Here is a 4,185-nt window from a genome sequence, read left to right on the forward strand (position 1 = left end):
CCGAAAAAACTTATATATAACTCTGCTTGAATATATCGATCACTCCTGTTCTTAGTTTGCGATCGATTATTCAGCAAACCCTAATTAAACTAATTATTTAAAGGAGTTGCACGTCAATGACACAATTGTGCTTATAATATCTGGCTCGGTGCCCTCTCAAACCAGGGTTTTTCGCTAGTCTGGTGCTATTTGTAAGTTAGTTAAGCCCATAGCAGCTAGGATCGAGCTAACTCAAGGTTAAACTAAAGCTCGTCATGCGGCGTTGCCTCTCAAAACCCGGATTGAGTCTTATGGCGCATTACCGCTCCTCTGTATGTTTGTTCACCTGCATTGCCTGTCTGGGCGCTGCGTTCAGTCCAAGTGCCGACGGAGGGCACCAGGTACTCAATGCCTCTGCGCGTGCTGTTTCCCAAGAAATTGCTCAGGCGAACTCTCCCCCGGACGATCGCCAAGATTCCAAGCCTCCAAAACCGTCTCCAGCGCCCGATAAAAACAAATCTCAGCCGTCCAAAACGTCCAAATCTAATTCTAATATCCCGAAATCGGTATCCAATTTGCTCGTCATTTTGTCTCGTCAGCGGGGGTTCTTAATGTTGGGTTTGGCAGCAGTTGTCGTCACGGCAGCGGCAGTATTTATCATGCTCAAATTAGTTAGCAGTGACGAGTCAAATTATTCTAAGCGAAGACGGGGAAGATTTGATCGCCACAACCAAAGAAACTCTCAATTTACTAATCCCGATTCTCCTATAAACTCGCACGAAATTAGACCGCAAGAGAATTCTTCTGGAGGACAATCGCTGTCAGCCTTGCCCTACCCTTTTGGTTTGCCAAAAAACTACAGTATCGAGAGCAGCGATCAACCTTTACCGTTTATCCTGGAATCCGGGGAACCGGAATCCCAGAATGCAGCAGTCGAGGGCGATCGAATTAATTCCGACACCCCGCCCTTGGAAACTCAGAGCAATGGGTACAGCAACACAGGTTTCAACATTCCCGAAACAACTAATCAAACCGATTCCCTAGCGAAGAAGAAAGGTATTGCCCTTCCCGAAACGGATGGTAGACCTAAAGTTGATATTATTGAAGCACTGATTGAAGATTTGCAGCACCTAAATCCGGCTTTGAGGCGCAAAGCAATTTGGGAACTCGGCCAGCGGGGAGATTCCAGAGCAGTTGAGCCGTTGCTCGATTTGCTAGCAAATTCCGACTCGAGCCAGTACAGTTTAATTTTGGCAAGTCTCTCGGAAATTGGCATTCGCACTCTCAAACCCATGAATAATGCCTGGTCAATTTCGCTGCAAAATGAAAATCCCGAAGTGCGTAAAAATGCGATTCGCGACTTGACGCGGATTTACGAATTGGTGAATCAAATCAGTTACTTGTTGCACCGTGCGACAGACGATCCAGATCCAGAAGTTCAGGAAACTGCTCGCTGGGCCATCAATCAGTTGAACCGCCTCCGTCCGCGTTCTGGGATGGATTAATAAATTTAGCAATTTTTAAGTAAGCTGTTGTGCATTTAAATAGAATGTCAACAAACAATTCGCCGTCTTGTGGGGAGTAGGGGTTGGGCCAAAAAGCCCGCCCTGAATATGCAATTTAAATGCGTGACAGCTTATAGCCTTTCTCAGTAACATGAGGTGTTCTTGGGCAAACAGGCCAAACAGGCCAAACAGGCCATTGGAATAGTACCTTACTTTCCTGAGAACAGGTATATAGCGGTTCTCAAGCGTGGTGAGGTATGCCCACGGAGGCCACGGAGGCCACGGAGGCCACGGAGGCCACGGAGGCCACGGAGGCCACGGAGGCCTATGCCCATGAGTACCTCATATGAGAACTCGAAAGGCTATAATTTTATATTTTAGATTTTAGAGGGGAGAATTTATAAGATAGATTGTGTTAGAATCAGTGCCTGATGGCTAATGATTAATGACTAATGACTAATGACTCTTTGAAACTATTGTTCCTGTCAACTTCAGTCGGTCAACTCGGTTCTGGCTTGGGCGGCGGAGTAGAACTTACAGTCCTTAACATCGCTAAAGAATTACAGAGTCGCGGTCATAAAATAGCAGTTGTAGCGCCGAGAGGTTCAGTTTTAGAATCAATTTGTGTAATCGAAATAACGGGTGATTTGCAAGTAACGGCCCAAACACAAGATTACAATGCTCCTATTGTGATGCCCGCAGATTCTGTGCTGGCGAATATGTGGGAATATGCTCGCCAAGTTCAGGATGAATGGGATGTCATTGTTAATTTTGCCTACGATTGGCTGCCGTTTTATTTGACACCATTTTTTAGGACTCCGATCGCCCATTTTATCAGCATGGGATCCCTTTCCGCAGCCCTCGATCGCATTGCCGCACAAACCGCCGTCCAGTTTCCTGGTACGATCGGAGTTCACACCGCTTCTCAAGCCAAAACATTCGCCTTTGGCAAGGAGTGTCGGTTGTTGGGAAGCGGCATAGATTTATCGCTGTACGAATTTTGCAGCCAACCGGAACCCAAATTAGCTTGGCTTGGTCGCATCGCCCCGGAAAAAGCCTTAGAAGATGCAGTAGCAGCAGCGAAAATTACAGGCATTCCCCTAAAAATTATGGGCAAAATGCAAGATGAGGATTATTGGCAAAAAATTTGTGCAGATTACCCGGATGCTCCCGTAGAATATTTAGGGTTTCTGACCACAACCCAACTGCAAGAGCAAGTCCGTCAGTGCCAAGCATTGTTGATGACACCACGTTGGGTGGAAGCTTTCGGAAATGTCGCGATCGAGGGTTTAGCGTGCGGTGTGCCTGTGATTGCTTACGAGCGCGGGGGGCCGGCGGAAATTGTTAGAGAGGGACTGACGGGCTTTTTAGTGGAGCCTGATAGTGTAAATGGCTTGGTAGGTGCGATCGCCCGCTTAGACCAAATTGACCGCAGCGCTTGCCGGCGACAAGCAGAGGTAGAATACTCTTTAGGAGCTTTGGGCGATCGTTGTGAACACTGGTTCAAATCTATTCTAAAGTTGAGTTAAATAAACTCTTAATAGACCACAAAAAAGCAAACAGAAAAAACTATGGCAACCGAACGTTTAGTGCTTTTATCCAGTAGAGAAATCGAAAAAATGCGTCAAGCAGGTCGCTTAGCTGCCGAACTTCTGCTGCATCTCGAACCGATGGTAAAACCCGGTGTCAGCACTCTAGAAATTAACGATGAAGCCGAACGCTGGACTTTGGCACACGGAGCCAAAAGCGCTCCGCTAGGCTATAAAGGATTTCCCAAATCTCTGTGTGCAAGCGTCAATGAAGTAGTCTGTCACGGCATCCCCAATGCGAAACAAATTCTTAAAGAAGGTGACATTATTAATATTGATGTAACGCCTTTAGTTGATGGTTATCATGGCGATACTTCCAAGACTTTTTTTGTGGGCAAACCTTCCCCGGTAGCGAAAAAGTTAGTTGAAGTAACCGAGGAATGTTTAAGAAGAGGAATTGCAGAAGTTAAACCGGGAGCTCGTACCGGTGACATCGGTGCAGCGATTCAAGAATATGCTGAAGCACAGGGTTTTTCGGTAGTGCGAAATTTTGCGGGACACGGCGTTCACCGCGTTTTTCACACCGAACCGGAAATTTTGCACTACGGTAAGCGGGGCACGGGGAAGAAGCTCAGACAAGGCATGGTTTTTACGATCGAGCCGATGATTAATGAGGGTACTTGGGAAGTGGAAATTTTGGGCGACGGTTGGACGGCTATCACGCAGGATCGAAAGCTTTCGGCTCAATTCGAGCACACTCTGGCTGTGACTGATTCTGGGGTGGAAATTCTGACTTTGCCTTAGCAATCATTAACAAACAATCTGAAAAACTCACCCCTAAATCAATAATCAACCATATCCCGTAGGGGCGGGTTTCACCGACAATATCTAACGATTATCAACAATCTAGATAAACCCGCCCCGCCACAACCGATAACCTACATCAACCTGAAATTTGCATCGAATCCGAAAAGGTAGGTTTGTATTTATGGATGGGTGGGGGCGGGTTTTCGAGATGGTCTGTTTCAGTCAGAAATTGTCGGAAAATCCCCCCTACAGAATAACGCTCGATTCACCGAATCCGAAAAGGTAGGTTTGTATTTATGGGTGGGTGGGGGCGGGTTTTCGAGATGGTCTGTTTCAGTCAGAAATTGTCTGTAAAACCCGCCCCT

The 4,185-nt window shown here is 46.7% G+C and carries 3 protein-coding genes; all 3 read left to right on the forward strand.

Annotated features, from left to right (window positions below):
* The first annotated feature begins 290 nt into the window (after positions 1-290).
* The 3 genes from QT990_RS35390 (at position 291) to map (ending at position 3,817) form a co-directional block, all read left to right on the forward strand.
* Positions 291-1,484 carry a HEAT repeat domain-containing protein gene (locus QT990_RS35390; RefSeq protein ID WP_333143991.1) on the forward strand — a complete coding sequence of 398 codons (1,194 nt, stop codon included), beginning with the start codon at positions 291-293 and terminating at the stop codon, positions 1,482-1,484.
* Between the two features lie 452 nt (positions 1,485-1,936).
* Positions 1,937-3,013: a glycosyltransferase family 4 protein gene (locus tag QT990_RS35395; RefSeq protein WP_333143992.1), complete on the forward strand. Its 1,077-nt coding sequence runs from the start codon at positions 1,937-1,939 to the stop codon at positions 3,011-3,013.
* A 42-nt stretch (positions 3,014-3,055) separates the two neighbouring features.
* Entirely contained in the window at positions 3,056-3,817 is a 762-nt protein-coding gene (gene map / locus QT990_RS35400) for a type I methionyl aminopeptidase (protein WP_333143993.1), read from the forward strand.
* Positions 3,818-4,185 lie beyond the last annotated feature (368 nt).

Origin of the sequence: Microcoleus sp. T3_B1 (assembly GCF_036700445.1) — a bacterium.
Taxonomy (GTDB): domain Bacteria; phylum Cyanobacteriota; class Cyanobacteriia; order Cyanobacteriales; family Microcoleaceae; genus Microcoleus.